The sequence below is a fragment of the Mycoplana sp. 10N416 genome, from assembly GCF_056394765.1.
In genome coordinates this window covers 1-1,422 of the sequence record NZ_JBFTIM010000044.1, presented here as the reverse complement: position 1 = coordinate 1,422, position 1,422 = coordinate 1, and the positions used below count along the sequence as shown (strand labels likewise).

Annotated in this window: 2 protein-coding genes; both read right to left on the bottom strand. The window is 63.2% G+C overall.

What is annotated here, in order from left to right; translation table 11 throughout:
- The coding region (locus AC1DDS_RS25720) for an SPFH domain-containing protein (protein WP_477481434.1) at positions 1-308 on the bottom strand (308 nt) is incomplete at its 3' end.
- The coding region (locus AC1DDS_RS25715) for an NfeD family protein (RefSeq protein WP_477481433.1) at positions 305-1,422 on the bottom strand (1,118 nt) is incomplete at its 5' end. The genes AC1DDS_RS25715 and AC1DDS_RS25720, both read right to left, overlap by 4 nt.

Sequence of the window (1,422 nt, the reverse complement as noted above, 5' to 3'; positions counted from 1 at the left end):
ACCCTGATGATCGCCCGTTCGGGATCGACGATGCGGAAATAGAGCACCGCATTGACCTTCACCGACACGTTGTCGCGCGAAATCACATCCTGCGGCGGCACGTCCTGCACCACCACGCGGAGGTCGACCCTTACCATCTGCTGGACAAAAGGAATGAGGATGACGAGGCCCGGCCCTTTAATCCCGGTGAAGCGGCCGAGTGTGAAAACGACGCCGCGCTCGTATTCCCTCAGGATGCGAATGGCGGCGGAGAGAAACAGGACGATGACGACCGCGAGTATCAGATAGGCGATATAGCCGATGATCATTGCCCTTCTCCATCACTTGGCTTCTGCGCATTTCGCCGCCGGACCGTCAGCACCAGGTCCTTGATCCCGGTCACCTCGGCGCTGTCGCCAATTGCCAGCGGCTCATCGGCCCGTGCTCGCCAGCGCTCGCCCTGGGCAAAGACGTGGCCTTCGTTTCCCGACCAGTCGATGATCTCGGCCGGCAATCCGTTCATAGCCTTTGCACCAACGCGCGAGGCCCTGTGGCGCGCCGCCCAAACATAGCTGCCGGTCAGGAGCGCCAGGCCAAGCGTCAATGCGGCCGCAGTGCCGATGAGAACCCACGACATCTCGAAGCCGGGCCCCTGGACCTTGAGTAGCATCGCAGCCCCCAAAAGGAAGGCGACAACGCCGGCCAGCCCGAGCACCACCGTGGGATTGAAGGCCTCCATGACGAGGAATGCGATGCCGAGCAGCATCAGCGCCAGCCCGGCATAGTTTATCGGCAGAAGATCGAGTGCATAAAGCCCGAGCAGCAATGCCATGGTGCCGATGACGCCAGGTGCTAGCATGCCGGGGCTCGCAAGCTCGAAGACAAGGCCGTAGACGCCGACCAGCATCAGGATCACGGCGACGTTCGGATCGGTGATGATGGACAAGAGCCGGATCAGCCAGCCGGGCTCCAGAGTCTCGACCGGCAGGTCCTTGGTTGCCAGCACCTCCTTCTTGCCGCCAACTTCGACCGTGCGGCCGTTGGCCTGCTGCAGCAGGTCGGCCGTGTCGCGCGCAACGAGATCGATGACATGCTCCTGCAAAGCGGCGCTGGCCGACAGGCTGGCTGCCTCGCGCACCGCCTTTTCGCCCCAGTCGGCGTTGCGCCCGCGCAATTCGGCGAGCGAGCGGATCAGGGCAACCGCGTCATTGGTCACCTTGGCCATCATTGGGTCGGCCGTAGCCTTTTGGCCTTTATTGTCGCCGCCATCGGGCAAGGACGGCATCCCGCCAAGTTCGACGGGCGTTGCCGCACCCAGATTGGTGCCGGGCGCCATTGCCGCCACATGGGTTGCATAGAGGATGTAGGTGCCGGCACTTGCCGCATGGCCGCCTGATGGCGCGACATAACCGATGACAGGAATGGGCGACGCCAAGATATCGG